The organism is Rhodomicrobium sp. Az07 (genome assembly GCF_018619475.1).
Taxonomy (GTDB): Bacteria; Pseudomonadota; Alphaproteobacteria; order Rhizobiales; family Rhodomicrobiaceae; genus Rhodomicrobium.
Window position 1 is genome coordinate 19,020 of sequence record NZ_JAHFZG010000007.1, and the last position, 19,207, is coordinate 38,226.

18 protein-coding genes are annotated in these 19,207 nt (G+C 65.3%); 10 read left to right on the forward strand and 8 right to left on the reverse strand.

Annotated elements, in window-relative coordinates; genetic code table 11:
- Window positions 1–4: 4 nt before the first annotated feature.
- Entirely contained in the window at window positions 5–943 is a 939-nt protein-coding gene (locus tag KKP04_RS06830) for a cation diffusion facilitator family transporter (RefSeq protein ID WP_215028366.1), read from the reverse strand.
- A 182-nt stretch (window positions 944–1,125) separates the two neighbouring features.
- Between KKP04_RS06830 and KKP04_RS06835 the strand changes: the two genes are divergently transcribed.
- The 5 genes from KKP04_RS06835 to KKP04_RS06855 all read left to right on the forward strand — a co-directional run bounded on the left by KKP04_RS06835 (window position 1,126) and on the right by KKP04_RS06855 (window position 4,487).
- A complete protein-coding gene (locus KKP04_RS06835; RefSeq protein ID WP_215028369.1) occupies window positions 1,126–1,878 on the forward strand; it encodes an alpha/beta fold hydrolase in 753 nt (250 codons plus the stop codon).
- Between the two features lie 102 nt (window positions 1,879–1,980).
- Window positions 1,981–2,844: a serine O-acetyltransferase gene (cysE, locus tag KKP04_RS06840; RefSeq protein ID WP_215028371.1), complete on the forward strand. Its 864-nt coding sequence runs from the start codon at window positions 1,981–1,983 to the stop codon at window positions 2,842–2,844.
- Window positions 2,841–3,053: a DUF3126 family protein gene (locus tag KKP04_RS06845; RefSeq protein ID WP_215028372.1), complete on the forward strand. Its 213-nt coding sequence runs from the start codon at window positions 2,841–2,843 to the stop codon at window positions 3,051–3,053. The genes cysE and KKP04_RS06845 overlap by 4 nt, the downstream gene beginning before the upstream one ends.
- Window positions 3,054–3,065: 12 nt before the next feature.
- Window positions 3,066–3,599, forward strand: a complete 534-nt coding sequence (locus KKP04_RS06850) for a gamma carbonic anhydrase family protein (protein WP_215028374.1) — start codon at window positions 3,066–3,068, stop codon at window positions 3,597–3,599.
- A 456-nt stretch (window positions 3,600–4,055) separates the two neighbouring features.
- A complete protein-coding gene (locus tag KKP04_RS06855; RefSeq protein WP_215028376.1) occupies window positions 4,056–4,487 on the forward strand; it encodes a CBS domain-containing protein in 432 nt (143 codons plus the stop codon).
- Window positions 4,488–4,615: 128 nt separating this feature from the next.
- On the opposite strand, the gene KKP04_RS06860 is transcribed toward KKP04_RS06855, so the two are convergent.
- The 3 genes from KKP04_RS06860 to folE form a co-directional block, all read right to left on the reverse strand.
- The gene (locus KKP04_RS06860; protein ID WP_215028378.1) at window positions 4,616–5,560 is read right to left on the reverse strand and encodes a patatin-like phospholipase family protein; all 945 of its coding nucleotides are present in this window, start codon (window positions 5,558–5,560) and stop codon (window positions 4,616–4,618) included.
- A 207-nt stretch (window positions 5,561–5,767) separates the two neighbouring features.
- Window positions 5,768–6,190, reverse strand: coding sequence for a phosphoribosyl-AMP cyclohydrolase (gene hisI / locus KKP04_RS06865; RefSeq protein ID WP_215028380.1), 423 nt, complete (start codon window positions 6,188–6,190; stop codon window positions 5,768–5,770).
- 7 nt (window positions 6,191–6,197) lie between these two features.
- On the reverse strand, window positions 6,198–6,860 hold the full coding sequence (gene folE / locus KKP04_RS06870) for a GTP cyclohydrolase I FolE (RefSeq protein WP_251133953.1): 663 nt from the start codon (window positions 6,858–6,860) through the stop codon (window positions 6,198–6,200).
- Between the two features lie 182 nt (window positions 6,861–7,042).
- On the opposite strand from folE, the gene KKP04_RS06875 reads away from it, so the two are divergent.
- Window positions 7,043–7,486 carry an iron-sulfur cluster assembly scaffold protein gene (locus KKP04_RS06875; protein ID WP_215028382.1) on the forward strand — a complete coding sequence of 148 codons (444 nt, stop codon included), beginning with the start codon at window positions 7,043–7,045 and terminating at the stop codon, window positions 7,484–7,486.
- Between the two features lie 107 nt (window positions 7,487–7,593).
- Entirely contained in the window at window positions 7,594–10,014 is a 2,421-nt protein-coding gene (gene pheT, locus KKP04_RS06880; protein ID WP_215028384.1) for a phenylalanine--tRNA ligase subunit beta, read from the forward strand.
- Window positions 10,015–10,066: 52 nt separating this feature from the next.
- Here pheT and KKP04_RS06885 read toward each other — a convergent pair whose 3' ends face one another.
- Together KKP04_RS06885 and KKP04_RS06890 are read right to left on the reverse strand one after the other, a co-directional pair.
- Window positions 10,067–11,083, reverse strand: a complete 1,017-nt coding sequence (locus tag KKP04_RS06885; RefSeq protein ID WP_215028386.1) for a formylglycine-generating enzyme family protein — start codon at window positions 11,081–11,083, stop codon at window positions 10,067–10,069.
- A gap of 351 nt (window positions 11,084–11,434) precedes the next feature.
- Window positions 11,435–12,664, reverse strand: coding sequence for an argininosuccinate synthase (locus KKP04_RS06890; protein ID WP_215028389.1), 1,230 nt, complete (start codon window positions 12,662–12,664; stop codon window positions 11,435–11,437).
- A gap of 456 nt (window positions 12,665–13,120) precedes the next feature.
- Between KKP04_RS06890 and KKP04_RS06895 the strand changes: the two genes are divergently transcribed.
- The 3 genes from KKP04_RS06895 to KKP04_RS06905 all read left to right on the forward strand — a co-directional run bounded on the left by KKP04_RS06895 (window position 13,121) and on the right by KKP04_RS06905 (window position 15,978).
- On the forward strand, window positions 13,121–13,927 hold the full coding sequence (locus tag KKP04_RS06895; protein ID WP_215028391.1) for an outer membrane protein: 807 nt from the start codon (window positions 13,121–13,123) through the stop codon (window positions 13,925–13,927).
- A gap of 206 nt (window positions 13,928–14,133) precedes the next feature.
- Window positions 14,134–15,738, forward strand: coding sequence for an exodeoxyribonuclease VII large subunit (xseA, locus tag KKP04_RS06900; RefSeq protein WP_251133954.1), 1,605 nt, complete (start codon window positions 14,134–14,136; stop codon window positions 15,736–15,738).
- A gap of 12 nt (window positions 15,739–15,750) precedes the next feature.
- Window positions 15,751–15,978 (forward strand): DUF2093 domain-containing protein, encoded by a 228-nt coding sequence (locus KKP04_RS06905; protein ID WP_215028393.1) that lies wholly within the window; start codon window positions 15,751–15,753, stop codon window positions 15,976–15,978.
- 13 nt (window positions 15,979–15,991) lie between these two features.
- On the opposite strand, the gene lpxK is transcribed toward KKP04_RS06905, so the two are convergent.
- Together lpxK and KKP04_RS06915 are read right to left on the reverse strand one after the other, a co-directional pair.
- Window positions 15,992–17,077 carry a tetraacyldisaccharide 4'-kinase gene (gene lpxK / locus KKP04_RS06910; protein ID WP_215028395.1) on the reverse strand — a complete coding sequence of 362 codons (1,086 nt, stop codon included), beginning with the start codon at window positions 17,075–17,077 and terminating at the stop codon, window positions 15,992–15,994.
- On the reverse strand, window positions 17,067–19,103 hold the full coding sequence (locus KKP04_RS06915) for a glycosyltransferase N-terminal domain-containing protein (RefSeq protein WP_371818726.1): 2,037 nt from the start codon (window positions 19,101–19,103) through the stop codon (window positions 17,067–17,069). The genes lpxK and KKP04_RS06915 overlap by 11 nt, the downstream gene beginning before the upstream one ends.
- Window positions 19,104–19,207 lie beyond the last annotated feature (104 nt).

Below are 19,207 nucleotides of genomic sequence, written 5' to 3' on the forward strand. Positions count from 1 at the left end.
GCGCTCACACGACATTGTCGGGCGCGAGAGCACAGGACTGTGCATCGCCGCGCTCGATTTGCAGCGTGACATGCTCGATGCCGAATTCGTCGCGCAGATCGTGGGCCGCGCGCGCGATGAACGCGTCGCCCGGATGGCCTTCCGGCATGACGAGATGACAGGTCAGCGCGGTTTCGGTGGTGCTCATCGCCCATATATGCAGATCGTGGATGCAGGCGACGCCCGGCAGCGCTTCCAGATGACGGCGCACCGCCACCGGATCGATCCCGGGCGGCACGCCTTGCAGCGCCATGTTCACCGAATCGCGCAACAATCCCCAGGTTCCAGCCACAATGATGCCGGCGATGACGAGGCTGACGGCGGGATCGATCCACATCGAGCCCGTTTGCCAGATCGCAAACGCCGACAGCAGCACGCCGACCGACACGCCCGCGTCCGCTGCGAGATGAAGATAAGCGCCGCGAATATTGATGTCGCCATGTCGGCCGCGCATGAACAAAAGCGCGGTCCCGCCGTTGATCACGATACCGATGGCGGACGCGATCATCACGCCGCCCGCCGCGACCGGCTCGGGGTAGAAAAACCGGCGCGCCGCTTCCAGCGCGATGGCTCCCACCGCAATAAGGAGAATGATGGCATTCGCGAGCGCGGCGAGGATCGAGGTGGAGCGATAGCCATAGGTGAAGCGCTCGGTCGGCGGCCTTTTCGCCGCCGTCGCCGCGCCCCAGGCAAGCAGAAGGCCGAAGACGTCGGAAAGGTTGTGTCCGGCATCGGCGAGGAGCGCGACCGAGTTCGCGATCAACCCATAGACGACCTGAGCCGCCACGAGCGCGATATTAAGCGCCACGCTGATGGCGAAAGCCGACTGGAAGTTTTGCGGGGCGTGGATGTGGCCGTGGTTGTGCGAATGGCCGTGGCCATTTCCGTGATCATGTCCGTGCATGCGGCAGCTTCATTGTTTCCCTGTCCGCCACAATAGAGGCTTTTCAAGCAAGTTGAACACAGGTCTGCAAAAAAATGGCTTGGAAGCATAGGAAGGGGACATTGGCGCTCAACGATGGTCCGCCCGCTTTACTTTTCCGCCGCCATCGCCGAAATTCCGGCGGCGCGGCTGGAGGCCCTTTCATGAGCGTATTTACGTCCGACGGCGTGGACATCTCCTATACGGTGGAGGGCGAAGGCGACCCGATCCTGCTGGTCCACGGCTTCGCGTCGAACGCGGCCACGAACTGGAAGGATACCGGCTGGGTAGGGTGGCTCACCGGCAACGGCTTTCGCGTCGTGACCTTCGACAATCGCGGCCACGGCGCAAGCGGCAAGTTCTACGAACCCGACGCCTACGCCGGGCCCGCGATGGCGGAAGACGCGCGCCGCCTGCTCGATCATCTCGATATCGCGCGCGCGGATGTCATGGGCTATTCCATGGGCGCGCGCATCGCGGCTTTCCTCGCGCTGGCGCATCCCGAGCGGGTGAAGCGCGCGATCTTCGCGGGACTCGGCGCGAACATGATCCACGGCGTCGGCGACCCGAAGCCCATCGCGGATGCGCTGCTCGCTGACGATCCGGCCACTATCGCCGACCCGAACGCACGCGGATTCCGCATCTTCGCCGACAGCACAAGAAGCGACCGCGCGGCGCTCGCCGCCTGTATCGTGGCATCGCGCGACCGGGTCTCCGGCGATGAACTCGCTCTGCTGCAAATGCCGGTTCTCGTCGCGGTCGGCACCGACGACGCCATTGCCGGACCCGCAAAGCCGCTCGCGGACGCTATTCCCGGCGCGCGGGCGCTCGACATTCCCGGCCGCGATCACATGAAGGCTGTCGGCGACCGCGCCTTCAAGGACGGCGTGCTGGCCTTCCTGCGGGAGCAGCCATGATTATTTTCTATGCAACGTCTAGGACTGGCAAAACTTTGCACAGTTCCGCGCGATCGGATAGACTGCGCGGAACTTTTTCGGGGTCAAGAGGACTGTCGCCACATGCTGAAAACCGACCGTAGGCGCAAATCTGCGGGTGTGGCGGCCTGCGATCCAGTCTGGGAAGTGATCCGCGAGGAGGCGCACGACATCGCGCGCCGCGAACCGGAACTTACCGCATTCATCTACGCCACCGTGCTGAACCAGCGCACGCTCGAACAGGCGGTTTGCCACCGGCTGGCCTCGCGCCTCGGCCATGAGGATGTCGATGCGGATCTCATCCGCCAGATTTTTCTCGGCGTGATCGAGTCGAAGAGAGAACTCGGCGCGATCTTCCGCGCGGATCTTTCCGCCGTCTACGACCGCGACCCCGCTTGCAGCCGCCTCATCGACCCGCTCCTCTATTTCAAGGGCTTCCACGCGCTGGAAACCCAGCGCTTCGCACATGCGCTTTGGCAACAGGGGCGGCTGGATTTCGCGATGTATCTGCAAAGCCAGTCGTCGCGCGTCTTCGGGATCGACATTCACCCGGCCGCGAAAATCGGGCGCGGCATCATGTTCGACCACGGGTCCGGCATTGTCATCGGCGAAACGGCGGAGATCGGCGACAACACCTCGCTTCTGCATAGCGTAACGCTCGGCGGCAGCGGCAAGGAGACGGGCGACCGCCATCCGAAGATCGGCCGTGGCGTGATGATCGGCGCGGGTTCGAAGATCCTCGGAAACATCCGCGTCGGCGACTGCGCGCGCATCGCAGCCGGCAGCGTCGTCCTGAAGGACGTGCCGCCGAAAACGACTGTTGCAGGGGTGCCTGCGAGAGTGGTAGGCGAAGCGGGCTGTGCGCAGCCCTCACGGATGATGGATCAGGCCCTCAACGGTGATTGCGGCTGCTATGAACAAAGCGCCGAACAGACAGGCACACAATGACGCCCGCAGAGATCAAGACCCTCGAAAAGTACCTCAGGAAAACCTTCAGTCTGGAGGCCATCGAGGTCAAGAAACGCACGAAAAAGCAAGACTCCGTCGAAGTATTCGTCAAGGAGGAGTTTATCGGCGTCATCTACAAGGACGACGAGGACGACGAAGTAAGCTATCAATTCCAGATGGCTATCCTCGAAGACGATCTGAAAGACTAGGAAAGGCGCCCCATGGCGATCTACGCTCTCGACGGTATTTCTCCCGAGCTGCCGCCCGAAGGCGATTATTGGATCGCCCCGACCGCCGTGCTTCTCGGCCGCATCCTGCTCGGCCGCGAAGCCTCGGTGTGGTTCGGTTCGGTCTTGCGCGGCGATAACGATCCCATCGAAATCGGCGACGGCACCAATATTCAGGACATGACGATGATTCACACGGATCTCGGCGCGCCGGTGCGTGTCGGCCGTGGCTGCACCGTCGGCCACCATGTCACGCTGCACGGCTGTATGATCGGCGACAACTGCCTCATAGGCATGGGCGCGACAATCCTCAACCACGCCGTGATCGGCGACAATTGTCTCATCGGCGCAGGCGCGCTCATTACCGAGGGCAAGCAGATCCCGGCGGGGTCGGTCGTGCTCGGCGCGCCCGGCAAGATCGCGCGGGACGTCACGGCGGCCGAGATCGAAGGTTTCAGGCGTTCGGCGGAAGGTTATATGGCCAATGCGCGCCGCTTCCGGGCCGGACTCGCCGCGGCGAGCGTTTGAACGCAAGAGCCCTATCGCGCGTTTGCCGTGGGCGGGCACCCACGAAAGCTGAACACAAAAAAGCGGCCGGTGCTTTGGCGTAAGGCACCGGCCTTTTCCTTTGACGCCGGCGGGGACGGGACTTGGGGGGCAAGGGAGCCGACGCCATCGGTTTCGTGAATAACGCCCCCGCCGCCCGACGGTTCCGGCACGTTCGAAAAATCTTCGAACTCATTCAACCGCGAAGCCCGACCGCATCACCAGAGTGCCATGGGCGAAATGCTTTCCTCGGTTCCGGGAATTGCTTCCGAACAGAGACAGGAAAGTTCACCTCGCGCGCGCGTCAGCGACACCCGAGCGATGGCATCGCTTGCGCGTTTCCCGCTTCGCGGGCATCATGACGATTGCTCGAAACGCAAAAATGCGGCGGGCACCGCGGCAACAGGCTCGCCGCTACCGTATTCTGGGAGGAATACCATGAGCGTTGCAGGAATTCTCAAAGGCAAAGGCCGCAAGGTCCTCAGCGTGCTGCCGGATCGAACGGTTTTCGAGATCGTTCATCTGCTTCACGCCAACCGCATCGGCGCCGTCGTGGTGGTTGACGAGCAGCACCGCGTGCTTGGGATCGTCTCGGAACGGGACATCGTGCGCATCCTCGCCGAGCGCGGAGCGGCCGCCCTCGATGAAACCGTCGCCGACCACATGACGCGCCCCGTTTCGACCTGTTCGGAGCATCACAGCATCGACTGGGTCATGGCGGAGATGACGGAGCATCGCTTCCGGCATGTTCCCGTCACCGAGAAGGAGCGCCTCGTGGGCATCGTCTCCATCGGCGACGTGGTGAAGGCGAAACTTCAGGTGGCGGAGGCCGAAGCGGCGCAGATGCGGCAGTATTTCGCCGCCGGGTAAGCGGGCGCGGATTACAGCGTGGTGCCGCATCTGCTTACGGCACGACGCTGTGTAGAGCACGATCCGCAAATGGACGTCGGCTTTGCGAAGATGTCGCTCAAGAGGTTTCGTGTCATCCGAAAGCGCCTCTATGCGCTGATGCTCGGCCGCTCGACGCCTTCGCGCCGAAGCGACGCAAGATAACGCTGCGCCGCAAGGCGCCCCTGTTCGATGGCGAATTCCGCCTTGTGAAAGTCGAACAGGCCGATGCCGTCGAGATGAACCTGGATGGTGGCGTCCGGCGGATCCCCCGCAAGCCTTGATCGAGCGATGCGGTTCTGCGTGATGTTGAACGCTTCGAGCACCACACGCGGAATACCGGGCGACGCATCGCGGTCGCGCTTGCGCCCGCCGCCGCCCCACATCTGACGCCGTACCAGCGCGAAACGGCTTCTCCGCGCTCGCTCGTCGACATCGGTTCGCTCCGTTGGCTGGTCGAAAGACGCCTCTGCCTCGATGGGGAACAGGGTGTTGCGGACGTAGTGGCCGGAATGAAGCGTTACCGCGATCACGAAATTCGCGCCCATCGCTCGCGCCGCCGTCACCGGAACCGGGTTCACGAGCGCGCCATCCATGAGCCAACGCCCGCCGATCCGCACCGGCTTGAAAATGCCCGGCAGCGCGTAAGATGCGCGAAGCGCCGCCGCGAGCGAACCTTTCGTAAGCCACACCTCCTGCCCAGTGCCGAGTTCGGTGGCGATGGCCGCGAATTTCTTCGGAAGCTCCTCAATGTGAAGATCGCCGATGTGGGACGCGAGCGTCTTCTCCAGCCGCTTGCCGGACACGAGGCTCGATCCCGCGAGGTTGACGTCGAGATACCGGATCAGCTTGCGCATGGTCATCTCGCGCGCGAAACTTTTCAGGTCGCCAAGCTGCCCCGCCGCGTAATATCCGCCGGCGACCGCACCGATCGACGTGCCCGCGACGACGTCCGGCTCGAACCCGGCTTCGATCAGAACTTCCAGCACGCCGATATGCGCGAGTCCGCGCGCTGCGCCGCCTCCGAGAGCAAGTCCGACCTGCGCCTTTCTCATGCCCTTTCCCGCTTCTGAATCGCCATCCCGGCGGATGAGAAACGGGATTTAAGGAGCAAGTGCGACGTTCTGACGACGGTTCTGTGGTTCGCGGTTCGGTGGTTTGTAGTTCGGTGACTTGACATTGGTCCTTCGTTTCGACCGGTGTCTCCGCACTGTAACCGATCCTGCGATAACAAACGGATTAAACGTCTTTGCCGCAGCATCTTATTTTGTAACGAGTTCGAGAGCGACGCCGTCCGTGCCCGCCTCGATGCGCCGGTAGAAGCAGGAGCGGCGGCCCGTGTGGCAGGCGGCTTCGCCCTGAAGCTCGACCTTCACCCAGAGCACATCCTGATCGCAGTCGGTGAGAAGCTCGCGCACGCGCAAGACATTGCCGCTCGTTTCGCCCTTCTTCCACAGCGACTTGCGCGAGCGGCTGTAGAAATGCGCCTCGCCCGTTTCGATGGTGAGCCGCAGCGCCTCCGCGTTCATGAAGGCGAACATGAGCACGTCGCCGCCGTCCTCGTCCGTCACGATGGCCCCGATCAGGCCGTGTTCGTCGAAGCGCGGCGTGAAGGCGGCGCCTTCCTCAAGCTCCGCCTTGCTGGCAGACGGCGCGGCGAACGATAGTTTGCTATCGGTGCTCATTGTTCCCTCATCGGCTCGCCAAAACGCGTGTGCCGTTCACCAGCTGCATGAAGCGGTCGCGCTCGGCCTTGTCTTCACCGAACACGCCGGTGAACCGCGTGGTGATCGTGGTCGTGCCCTTCTTGTGAACGCCGCGCATCGTCATGCATTGATGCAGCGCGTCGATCATCACGGCGACACCCTTCGGCTTCAGCGTCTCCTGAATGCAATCGGCGATCTGCGCCGTCATTGTCTCCTGCGTTTGCAGCCGCTTGGCGTAGATGTCGACCACGCGGGCGAGCTTCGAGATCCCCACGATGCGCCGGTCCGGGATGTAGGCGACATGCGCCACGCCGATGATCGGCACCATGTGATGCTCGCAATGCGACGCAAAATCGATGTCGCGCAGCATGACGATGTCGTCATAGCCCTGCACATCCTCGAAGGTGCGCGAAAGCTCGTCGACCGGATCGCCGTCATAGCCCCAGAAATATTCGGCATAGGAGTCGACAACGCGCTTCGGCGTGTCGAGCAGCCCTTCGCGTGCCGGATCGTCGCCCGTCCACGCGAGCAGCGTGCGGACGGCGGCTTCGGCTTCCTCGCGCGTCGGACGGAGCCTGTCGCCTGGTTCGCGCAAGCCCACCTGCGGTCCCCGCGTTGGCGGTACCGGCTCTGACGCTTTTCTTTCCATGAAGCGAACCTCTGCACAGGGCCCGAAACGGGCCTCGCATGATGTGAAACCGGACGCGCAACCACCTCGAAGAGGAGGCGATTGCATGCATCGCGTCAAAACAGCATATAATCGTAACGCAGAGGGCGGCAAGCCCGCAACGCCGCGCTTCAGGCGGGCGGGCACGCCAGTTCAGGACAAAGATGGCCAATCCGGAAGACATCTACACCGGCAGAGTGCTTGAGCTTTCGGCGAACATGCCTCGCTCGGGGCGTCTCGAAACCCCCGACGCGACGGCCTCGGCGCATTCGAGACTTTGCGGCTCGCGCATCACAGTCGACCTCAGAATGGAGGGCGACCGCGTGACCGATTATGCGCAGGACGTGCGCGCCTGCCTTCTCGGCCAGACGTCGGCCGCAGTCATGGGCGCGAACATCGTCGGCTCGACGGCGGCGGAGCTTCGCTCGGTGGGTGCAAAGATGCGGCGTATGCTGAAGGAGGGCGGGGAGCCGCCGTCCGGGCGCTGGGCCGACCTCGCGATCCTCGAAATGGTGCGCGAATACAAGGCGCGGCACGCGTCCACGCTCCTCGTTTTCGACGCGGTGGAAGACGCGATTGCCGAAATCGAGGCGGCGCGCAAACGCTGACGCGACACTTTTGAACCGCGCGTTGTGCCGCCGCTGTTGCAAGCGCCGGGCGTTCGTGGGAAAGCTGTCGGGAAATTTCCGCCCATATTCCAACGGCACGCACTCCCATGAAATTCACGCTTTCCTGGCTCAAGGACCATCTCGACACCGACGCCACGCTCGACGAGATCGCGGCGAAGCTCACGCTGATCGGCCTCGAAGTCGAAGGCATCGAGAACAAAGCCGCGAAGCTCGAAAGCTTCATCGTGGCGCGCGTCGTGGAGGCGGAGCCGCATCCGAACGCCGACAAGCTGCGTGTGCTGAAGGTCGACAACGGCAGCGAAGTGTTGCAGGTCGTCTGCGGCGCGCCGAACGCGCGGGCGGGCCTCCTCGGCGTGTTTGCCCAGCCCGGCACCTACGTTCCCGGCCTCGACGTGACGCTCGGCAAGGCGAGCATTCGCGGCGTCGAATCGCTCGGCATGATGTGTTCCGAGCGCGAGCTTCTGCTGTCCACCGAGCATAACGGCATCATCGAACTGCCGGAGGCGGCAACGGAGCATGTCGGCAAGCGCTTCGTGGATTTCGCCGGTCTCGACGATCCGGTGATCGAAATCGCAATCACGCCGAACCGCCCCGATTGCCTCGGCGTGCGCGGCGTTGCGCGCGACCTCGCGGCGGCTGGGCTCGGCACGCTGAAGCCCGCGCCGGAAGGCTTCGAGGGCGGCGCATTCCCCTCCCCCATCGCCATCGAATTGCCGTTCCCCGAAGGCGCGGAAAACGCCTGCCCGCATTTCGTCGGCCGTCTCGTGCGCGGCGTGAAGGTCGGTCCCTCGCCCGAATGGATGCAGCGCCGCCTGAAGGCCATCGGCCTGCGCCCGATCAATGCGGCGGTGGACGTGACGAACTATGTCTCCTACGACCGCGCCCGCCCGCTCCACGTCTACGACGCGGACAAGCTCGAAGGCCCCATCGCGGCGCGTCTCGGTCGGCCAGCCGAAAGCTTCGTCGCGCTCGACGGCAAGACCTATGAAGTGGACGACACGATGTGCGTGATCGCCGATGCGGCGCGCGTGCTGGGTCTCGGCGGCGTCATGGGCGGCGAGGCGTCGGGCACCACCGAAGCGACGACATCGATCTTCATCGAAAGCGCCTATTTCGATCCGGCGCGCACCGCCGCCACCGGCCGCAAGACCGGCATCAATTCGGATGCGCGCTTCCGCTTCGAGCGCGGCATCGACCCGCAAAGCCAGTTCGAGGGGCTGGCGCTGGCGACGAAGCTGATCCTCGATTTCTGCGGCGGCGAGCCGAGCGACGCGGTTTCGGCCGGTGTGGCGCCGTCCGGCAAGCCCGCCGTGGCGTTCGACCCGGCGCTTGTGCAAAAACTGTCCGGCGCGCGCTTCTCCGGGGCGGAAATCGCCACCGCGCTCAAGCATCTCGGCTTCACCATCGCGGGCACCGGGCCCACTTTCACCGTCACGCCGCCGTCATGGCGCCCGGACATCAACGGCGCGGCCGACCTCGTGGAAGAGGTGGTGCGGCTCTCAGGCGCCGAGCGGATCCCGTCAACGCCGCTGCCGCGCGATCCCGGCATCGCGCGCGCCGTGCTCACGCAGAGCCAGAAGCGCGTGCTTGCCGCACGCCGCACGCTCGCCACGCGCGGCCTCGTCGAAGCCGTCACCTGGTCCTTCATCGCCGAGGCCGAGGCGCGGCACTTCGGCGGCGGCGCGGCCGCGCTGAAGCTCGCCAACCCGATTTCGAGCGAAATGACCGACATGCGGCCGAGCCTTCTGCCCGGCCTTCTGCAAGCGGCGCGCGCGAACGCCAATCGCGGTTTCGCCGATGCGGCGCTGTTCGAGGTCGGCCAGTTTTTCCGGGGCGCGAAGCCGGAGGATCAGGCGAACGCGGCGAGCGGCGTCCGCACCGGCACGGCGCGGCTCGGCGGCGCTGGCCGAAACTGGGACGGCGCGGGCAAGGCGGTCGACGTGTTCGACGCGAAGGCGGACGCGCTCGCCGTGCTCGAAGCGCTTGGGCTCGACCCGGCCCGCGTGCAGGTCACGCGCGAAGCGCCCGCGTGGTATCACCCCGGCCGGTCGGGCGCGCTGAAGCTCGGGCCGAAAACCGTGCTCGGTCATTTCGGCGAGCTTCATCCCGAAACGCTGAAGGTGCTCGACATTTCCGGCCCGGTCGCCGTGTTCGAAATTGTCCTCGACGCCGTGCCCGCGCCACGCAAGAAGGGCACCGCCAAGGGCGCGCTCGTCATCTCGGGCTTCCAGCCCGTCCAGCGCGACTTCGCCTTCCTCGTCGACAAGGATGTCGAGGCCGCCGCGGTGCTGCGCGCCGCCGAGGGTGCGGAAAAGGCGCTCATCAGCCGCGTCGCAATGTTCGACGTGTTCGAGGGCAAGGGCGTGCCGGAAGGCAAGAAGTCGCTCGCCATCGAGGTGACGCTCACGCCGCCGGACCGCACGCTCACCGAGGCCGAGATTGAGGCCGTATCGCAGAAGGTCGTCGCGCAGGTGCAGAAGGCGACGGGGGCGGAGTTGCGGGGGTAGGCAGCGGCACCGGTTGCCCGTCAGCGCGTGACGCTCTGACGGGCGGCGTGCGTCAGGCGAGCGTGCGCGCGACGCGGAAGCCGAAATTGCCGAGGCGGATGTCGGCGTAGAGGCGGCTGCGGCTCGCCGCGCGAAGGAATTGCGGGCCGTCGTTCCACGAGCCGCCGCGAAGCACATGACCGGAATTGCCGTTGACCTGCGGGCCGCCGCTCGCCTTCAGGTGGTCCTTCTTCTCCCAATAGCCGCGGTGCCACTTGTCCGCGCACCACTCCCAGACATTGCCGTGAACCTGATACAGGCCCCACGGGTTCGCCTCGAACTCCAGCACCGGCACCGTGCCCTTGCGGTGCGCGCCCGCCTCGCCGCCGCCTTCGTAGACATGCGTGCCGTCGTAATTCGCCTGATTCGGCGTGATCGACGCGCCCCACCAGAACGGCGTCGTCGTCCCTGCGCGGGCGGCATATTCCCATTCGGCCTCGGAGGGCAGCCGGTATGGCTTGCGCGCAATCTTGGCGAGCCACTCGACATAGGCAGTGGCGTCCTTCCAGCTCACGCCGACGATGGGGTGACTGTCGTCTTGCGCAAAGCCGTGACTGCGAAGCGTGCCCGCGTCGTGGCCGGTCGCCGCGACGAACGCCTTGAACTCTCCGCGCGTCACCGCCGCGCGCCCGATGGCGAACGGCTTCGGGATCGTCGTCTCGTGTTGCGGGCTCTCCGCGCCGACCTCCCACGCCTCGCGCTGCGGCTCGTCGTTCGGCGCGCCTTGCAGGAAGCGGCCCGACGGCACGAGGACCAGTTCCGGCCCTTGCTCGATGTCCCTGAACCACTCGGTCTTGCCCGCGCCCGGCAGGAACCATTGCCCGTGCTCGTTCGTGGGGTGCGGCGTGTCGACCTCGATCCGGCCTTCATCCTTGTAGAGCGCCTCCAGCCGGTCGCGCTCGGCGCGCTCCTCCCCGGTTTCGACGCGGACGGGCGCGGCCGGAGCCTCCACTACGGGCGCGAACGCAAGAAGGTCATCGGCGGTCGGAGACCGCGATCCGAAGATGATCGAGAGAATTGAACGGCCCATTTCCGGCTCCCTTGCCCGCCTCCGCGGCGCGCCCGTTCCACGCCGAACGGCGGAGCCGCTGAAACTCGTTTGCTCGCATGGGTACGCCAAGCCGAGGGCCAGTGCAAGACGCGAGAGGCGGCAGCGTGAACGCGGCCTCCTCCGGCGGGTGAACCGTTCTGCTACCTCCAGCCGATAGCCCGCCCCGTCTTTTTCGACGGGCCTGATCCCGGCTCGCTGTGCCGCTGCCAGTCGGGGTCCGTTTGTGCGCCGCGAACGGTTTGGCGATGCGCACTTCGTGCTGCGGCCTCCTCCTTCCGACCTCACGCTCGAATTGCATGAAAATCGATCGCGGCGGACTAACCGGATGCCTTACAGCGCGCTCTTGTTCCGGCGCGCGCCGGTGAGGCGGAGCCTGAGCGCGTTCAGCTTGATGAACCCCGCCGCGTCGTGCTGATCGTAGGCCACCGCGCCTTCCTCGAACGTCACAAGCTCCTGATTGTAGAGCGAGAACGGGCTTTCGCGGCCGACCACATGCGCGCTTCCCTTGTAGAGCTTCAGCCGCACGGTGCCGGTGACGAACTCCTGGCTCTTGTCGATGGCGGCTTGCAGCATCTCGCGTTCGGGCGAAAACCAGAAGCCGTTATAGATCAGCTCGGCGTATTTCGGCATCAGCTCGTCCTTCAGATGCGCCGCGCCTCGGTCGAGCGTGATGCTCTCGATGCCGCGATGCGCCTGAAGCAGGATCGTGCCGCCGGGCGTCTCGTACACGCCGCGCGACTTCATGCCGACGAAACGGTTTTCCACGAGGTCGAGCCGCCCGATGCCGTGCTTCTTGCCGTAGTCGTTGAGGCGCGTGAGCAGCGTCGCGGGCGAAAGCCGCTCGCCGTCGATCGACACCGCGTCGCCCTTCTCGAAGCCGACCTCGATGATTTCGGGCGTGTTCGGCGCGTCTTCGGGCGAAACGGTGCGCTGATAGACGTAGTCCGGCGCTTCGATGGCCGGATCTTCGAGCAGCTTGCCCTCGGACGAGGTGTGCAGCAGGTTCGCGTCCACCGAGAACGGCGCATCGCCGCGCTTGTCCTTCGTCACGAGGATCTGGTTCTTCTCCGCGAAGTCGATCAGCGCCGTGCGCGACTTGAAATCCCACTCGCGCCACGGCGCAACGACGGTGATGTTCGGGTCGAGCGCGTAATAGGACAGCTCGAAGCGCACCTGATCGTTGCCCTTGCCGGTGGCGCCATGGCAGACCGCGTCAGCGCCCGTCTCATGCGCGATTTCGATCTGGCGCTTGGCGATGAGCGGCCGCGCAATCGACGTGCCGAGCAGGTAGATGCCTTCATAGACGGCGTTCGCGCGGAACATCGGGAACACGTAATCGCGCACGAACTCCTCGCGCAGATCCTCGATGTAGATCTGCTGGATGCCGAGCAGCTCCGCCTTCCGGCGCGCGGGCTCAAGCTCCTCGCCCTGCCCGAGGTCGGCGGTGAAGGTCACGACCTCGCAGCCATAGGTGACTTGCAGCCATTTCAGGATGATCGACGTGTCGAGGCCGCCGGAATAGGCGAGGACGACTTTCTTGATGCTCTTCTTGTCGGACATTTCGGGCTCTTCGCGGATGTTGGGCGCTCGCGCGCAAGCTTGCTTCGCCCGGCGAACGGCTCGCGGACGAGGGGAAAACATGCCGCTACAAAAGCCCATGTCGACAAGATTGGGAAGACGATTCTGATCGCGGAGTCCGGTCGCGGGCGTGGCCATAGATTTGGCGCTAAAGTTCTTGATCGAAATCAACGGGATGAGGACGCGCAAGCGCGCCATGAGCTGGTATGCAAAAGACCTTCACTATTCAGCCGAAGCTGTGGCCCATTTGCATCATAGGCGCGGCCTATCATGACAGCGTAAGTCTTTCTAATTCTTGCAGGTATTTTCTTGGCAATTTTAGGTTGCACAACTCGCTCCTGTTGCGCAACCCCACGTTAGTAACCGCCCGATGTCCCCGAGGCTAATCCTTTCAATAGCTCACGCCTGTGCGTGGCAATCTCGGCTTTTGGGGGATTTATGAAAAAGATCATTTTGGGTGTGGCGAGCGTCGTTGCGCTCTCGTCTTCGGCTTTCGCGGCCGATCTCTACAAGGGCGGCAGCCTGAAGGACGCGCCCGTTTACGAAGCTCCGGCGACTTGGACGGGGTTCTATCTCGGCGTGCATGGTGGCTACGGCTTCGGCGATCTCGATGGTCGCGTATATTATAACCCGGGCACCCCGGTTTACGACATTGCTGACAAGCAGAAGACGCAGTTTGACGGCGGCTTCGGCGGCGGCCAGATCGGTTACAACAAGCAGATCAGCAGCATTGTCCTCGGTATCGAAGCCGACATTTCGGGGAGCGCCATCGAAGGGAAAGACACCTTCACAACTAAATCCTATTGGGGAAATGGGGCCGGCACCTACTCCAAGACCTTTGATGCAACGGTCGACTATTTTGGGACAGTGCGTGGACGTATCGGCTACGCGTTCGGCGGTGTGCTGCCTTATGTCACCGGTGGCTTCGCTTGGGGCCATGTTGAGTTGGATAACACCGTTTTCGGCAATGGTGAAGGCGCCGTCACCGACAAGGGCAACGCCGACGCTACTTTGACAGGCTGGACGGCTGGCGGCGGATTGGAAGCCGCACTCACCGGAAACTGGAGTCTGAAAACGGAATACCTGTATGTCGATCTTGGAGACGAAGATTTTCACGTCATAGGCAAAAAAACTAACGGTAATGTCTTCGACACCGACCACTACAAGGGCGACGTGACCTTCCACACCGTTAAGCTCGGCCTGAACTACAAGTTCGGCGGCAACGTTTACGAGCCCCTGAAATAGTCCGTACCCCATCCGGACTTCGGAAGCGGCGCCGAGAGGCGCCGTCTTTTGTTTCCGGGTGTCTGCGAAGGCACGATGCGGGCGCGCGCCCGCTCCCCACTTCCCCGCTCGGCGGCGAGCGCCCGGTACCACCGCACGCCGCGCCGCGCATCGCCACCCACCGCCTCACACGCCGCCGTCTCTGGACATCGCGCGCGGGCGCGTCCATGTTATCGCCCATGCAGGCGGAGCTTCTTTCGAACATCGCGGAATTCACAGTCTCCGAGCTTTCCTTCGCCATCAAGCGCACGGTGGAGGACGCTTACGGCCTTGTACGCCTGCGCGGTGAAATCTCCGGCTATCGCGGGCCGCACTCCTCCGGCCACGCCTATCTCTCCCTCAAGGACGACAAGGCGCGCATCGACGCGGTGATCTGGCGCGGCACGTTCAATCACCTGAAGTTCAAGCCCGAGGAAGGGCTTGAGGTGATCGTCACCGGCCGCGTCACCACTTTCCCCGGCAAGTCGAGCTATCAGATCGTCATCGAGCAACTCGAACCGGCGGGCGCGGGCGCGCTCATGGCGCTGCTCGAAGAGCGCAAGAAGAAGCTCGCCGCCGAAGGGCTGTTCGACGAGAGCCGCAAGCGGCCGTTGCCGTTCTGGCCCGAGGTGGTCGGCATCGTCACGTCGCCCACGGGCGCGGTGATCCGCGACATGCTGCACGGCTTCACCGAGCGCTGCCCGACGCGCGTCATCGTGTGGCCCGTGCGCGTGCAGGGCGAAACCAGCGGCGCGGAAGTGTCCGCCGCGATCCGCGGATTCAACGCGCTCGACGGGTTCGGCCCGCTGCCGAGGCCCGACCTGTTGATCGTCGCGCGTGGCGGCGGCAGCCTCGAAGACCTCTGGGGCTTCAACGAGGAAGCCGTGGTCCGCGCCGTCGCCGAGAGCGCCATCCCGCTGATCTCCGCCGTCGGCCATGAAACCGACTGGACGCTGATCGATCTCGTCGCCGATGCGCGCGCGCCGACGCCCACGAAGGCCGCCGAGTGGGCCGTGCCGAAGCATGCCGATCTCGTCCTCCGCCTCGCCGAGTGCATCGAGCGCGCGCGACGCTGCGTCCGCCGCAACCTCGAACGCATGCGCGCGGAATTTCGCGGCGCGGAACGAGGGCTGCCACGCCCGCACACGCTTCTTCAGGTGCCGCGCCAGCGCCTCGACACGGCGGGCGCGCGGCTCGGCCACGCCCTCATCTATTTCACGGAGCGCTCGCGCGGACGCTTCGAACGGTCCGCCGTGCGCCTCTCGCCGCGCCTTGTCGCTCGCCCCATCGTCGAGGCTCGCGAGCGTCTCGACCGCGCCGCCACCTTCAACGCGCGGGCTTTCCGCGATGTCGTCGTCCGCAAGCGCGAGCGCTGGACTGTGCGCGCCGATCGGCTCAATGCGGGCCTTCTCGCCACGCCGACCCAGCGCGGCATCGAGCGGATGCTCATGCTCGCCGCGCGCGCCGATCAGGCCGTGACGAACCTCGCGCAGCGCCATAGGCAGCGGGTTGCGGCACTCAGCCAGCTTCTCCAGAGCCTTAGCCACAAGAGCGTGCTCGAACGCGGCTTCGCGCTCGTGCGCGGCGCTGACGGCCGGGTGATACGCCGCGCCGCATCGGTGCCCGCCGCCGCCGCCCTTGACATCGAATTCGCGGATGGTCACGTTCAGGCTCACAGGGCCGCCGCCGATGCGGAAGCCGAGCCTGCGCCGACGCGTCGACGCTCGACCACGCAACAGCCACCCCGGCGCGCGACTTCCAAAGACAAGGACGGGCAGGGCACGCTGCTTTAGGGACCGACAGAGATGAATCGCATGGAGCGCCCCTTCGCCTTCGGGCAGGAAGCTAAAATCCGCTATCTCGACGGCGAGTTTCAGGTGTTGAAGCACGGCGCCTATGTGCGCTGCGCTGTCACGGGCGAGCCGATCCGCGTCGAGGAACTGAAATACTGGAGCGTGGCGTATCAGGAGCCGTATATCAACGCGGCGGCCTCGCTGCGTCGCCATCTCGAACGCCAGCGCGCGAAGGGCTGACACGCTCCTTATCTTACGCGTCGCGACGCGGGACTGAGCGCGCGATGGCGGCCAGCAGCGCGGCTTCGTCGCCCGCCCGGAAGCGCACGTCGATGGGCAGCGCGGCGGCGGCTTCGTAAAGCTCGGCCAGCGCGCCGGAACGGCCCTTCAGCCGCGCCCGGTCCTTCTCTGTCGTGACGAGAAGGGCGCTGAGTGCCCGAGCGCGCGATTGCAGCCCGCGCGCATCGGCCTCCGAGAACGGATGATGATCCGGGAACGCGCGCGCCTCCGCCACCGGGACGCCCGCCTCTTTCAGCGTATCGAAGAACTTGCCGGGTCTGCCGATGCCGCAAAAGGCCAGCACCGGCTGCCCCCGTAGCGCGTCGTCGATCAGCGGCACGATCTCCGCGCGGAAGACGGGTACACCGGCGCGCTTCAATCGGTCGTCGCCGGGAAAGGCCCCCGCCGAACCGCCGAGGATGACGATGGCATCGGCGCGAGCGAGTTGCGCATCGAGCGGCGCGCGCAACGGCCCCAGCGGAAACACGCGCGCGTTGCCAATCCCTACGCCGCCATCCACCACCACAACGCAGAAATCCTTGACGAGCAACGGGTTCTGAAAGCCATCGTCCATGATGATCGTGTCGGGCGGCGCCGTTTCCTGCGAGCCGCGCGCGATGGTTCCGCTCGCCGCAAGAGGCTCGCTCCCTCCGCCCATCGCCTCGATGAGCCGCGCCCCCGCCCGCCGATCCCGGCTCACCACGGTTGGCGCGGCGCGGGCCAGAAGCAGCGGCTCGTCGCCGACTCGTTCCGCGCCGTCTGCCTCGCCGTCGATGAGACAAGGGCCGCGTTCGCTGCCGCCGTAGCCGCGCGTGAGAAAGGCGGGGCGCCGACCGATCCCTTGCAGCAGAGCGGCGAGTTTCAGCGCGACCGGCGTCTTGCCCGCGCCACCCATCGTGAAATTGCCGACGCAAAGAACGGGCAAGGTGCTGCGATAAGGCTCGGCCTTGCGAAGCCGACGTTCGGCGATGCCGCCATAAGCGGCCGAGACGGGCCAGAGCGCCCACGCCGCGAGCGGCGTTGCGCCGCCGTACCACCAGCGAGGCGGCTCAAGGCGCATCGTGCGGGAGAAGTTCGGGTTGCGGCGCGGCTTCGCGCGGCGCGGACGCCGGGAGCCACGGCGCGAGCGCTTCGAGCGTCTTTTCCAGCGCGCCGCCGAGCGTGGCAATCGCGGCGGAAGCGTTGCCCTTCACTTGCGCGCCCGCCTCGGCATCGGCGAAAATCTGTTGCGCGGCGGCGGCGATTTCGGCTGCGTCGCCCACAAGGCGGAAACCTTCGAACCGCGCAAGCGTCTCGTAGGTTTCGCTGAAGTTGAAGGTATGCGGCCCGGAAAGAATGGCCGCGCCGAGCTTGATCGCCTCGATGGGGTTTTGTCCGCCATGCTTCACGAGCGAGCCGCCGATGAAGGCAGCCTCAGCCAGCGTATAGAACAGCCCAAGCTCGCCGATCGTGTCGGCGACATAGATGCGCGTGGCGTCGTCGATGGTGTCGCCCGTCGTCCTCCGCGCGACCGCATCGCCGCGCGCGCGGGCGAGCGCCGCAACGTCTTCGCCGCGTTCGGGATGGCGCGGCGCGATCACGGTCAGAAGCGACGGGATGGCCGCGCGAAGAATCTCGGCAGCGCGCAGCACGATTTCGTCTTCGCCCGGATGCGTGCTCGCGGCGAGAAAGACAGGGCGCTCGCCGATGGCGCGGCGAAGTGCGTTCAGCGCTGCGGCATCGACAGGCGGCGGCGGCGCATCGTATTTCAGATTGCCGGTCACGACGATCTTGCGCGCGCCGATGCTCTTGAGCCGCTTCGCAAACCGCCGGTTCTGCGCAAGCACGAGGTCGAAGCGCGAGAACAACGGCTGGCTTAGGCTCGAAAGCCGCCGCCATCGTTGCGTGGAACGCAGCGACATGCGCCCATTGACGAGCGCGAGCGGCACGCCCACGTCGCTCGCCTCGACGATGAGGTTCGGCCAGATTTCGGATTCGACGAAAAGGCCGAGATCGGGGCGCCAATGCTCGACGAAGCGCTTGCAAAACGCAGGATTGTCGAGCGGCACGAACTGATGGATCGCGCCATCGGGAAGCCGCTCCTTCGCGATTCTCGCCGAGGTCGCCGTGATAGTTGTCAGGAGCAGGTTCAGTGACGGATGGCGGCGCTTCAACTCGTCCATCAGCGCAAGGACGGAGTTCGTCTCGCCGACGCTCGCCGCATGGAACCACGCGAGCGCTCCTTCGGGGCGCGACGCGGACGCGATGCCGAGGCGTTCGCCAAGCCGCTCGGGGACTTCCTTGCCGCGCGCGGCGCGCCGCTTGAGGAGGGTCATCGCTGCGGGGCGAGCCGCCCATGTCGCGCCGCGATAGGCTGAAAGCAGGAAGCCCGACTTGCGCGGCGGCCGTTTTTCCTGCGGCAGCGTGCGAGTCATATCGCCTCCCGCGAGTTCATAGGCGCGAACCGTGGTGGCGTTCATCGCGTCTTCCACCAACTGGCGGTAACGCTCCAACTCGGCCTCGTCCGCATCGCGCGGCACGTGGATCGGATCGCCGACGACCAGGGCGAGCCGGGTGAACGGCAGGTTGATCGTCATGCGGCTCCACGTGGGCAGCGTAAAAAAGCGCCCCGTGGCGACGGCGGCCGGGAGGATGGGCCGCCCGGACATGCGCGCTATGGTGACGATGCCAAGCCCCGCGACACGCGCGGGCCCCGGCGGAATGTCGGTCGTCATAGCGACGGTGGTGCCGCCTTTCAGCGCTTTCAGCGCAGCCCGAAGCGCGCCCGCGCCGCCGCGATCCTTGCCGGAATCGCCCGCGCCCGCGCCGCGGATCAGCCCCATGTCGAAGTGCAGAAGCGTCCGGCCGATCATCTCGCCGTCAGCGTGCTTGGCCACCATGTTGCTGACCGGCATCGTTTTCGGCTTGATCAGCGGCACGCAGAGGAATTGGCCGTGCCACATCGCGACGATGGACGGATGGTGAGCCAGCAGGCGCGCGTCGGTGTCGACGGGGTCGCGAACGACCTTCGACGTGGCAAGCACCATGCGGACGTGCCTTGCCGCCAGCCCGCTGATCGTGTCCAGGAACAGACTCGATTGCTGCACCCGTCGGAGGAGTTTCTCTGGCTTTGGGGGAGCTGACGTCATCAATCGCTGCAATCATGTCCTGAGGCATGGACGGTGTTAGCCCAAAGGTTAGCGGCATGAAA